The organism is Streptomyces sp. ADMS (genome assembly GCF_033441795.1).
Classification (GTDB): Bacteria; Actinomycetota; Actinomycetes; order Streptomycetales; family Streptomycetaceae; genus Streptomyces.
Genome location: NZ_JAVFVX010000494.1, coordinates 1 through 343, shown reverse-complemented (window position 1 = coordinate 343; position 343 = coordinate 1). Strand labels below are relative to the sequence as shown.

At 70.6% G+C, this 343-nt stretch carries 1 pseudogene; it reads left to right on the top strand.

Annotation, left to right across the window (positions count from 1 at the left end):
• Positions 1 to 343, top strand: a pseudogene (locus RB628_RS42965) (multicopper oxidase family protein); the annotation flags it as partial.

Here is a 343-nt window from a genome sequence, read left to right as displayed (position 1 = left end):
GTCGCCCTCGGGGGCCACAGGATGACGATCACCCACACCGACGGCTTCCCCGTCCAGCACCAGCAAACGGATGCGCTCCTGATCGGCATGGGCGAGCGCTACGACGTACTGGTCACCCTCGGCGACGGCGTCTTCCCCCTGGTCGCCCTGGCCGAGGGAAAGAACGCAACCGGCCTCGCCCTCGTCCGCACCGCCTCCGGCCGCGCACCCACGGCCACCGTACGGCCGAAGGAACTCAGCGGCACGGTCATGACCGCCTCCCGGCTCCGCGCGGCCGACGACGTGCGACTGAAGTCCGCCACGACCGACGTCACGCACCAGGTCAAGCTCACCGGCGGCATGA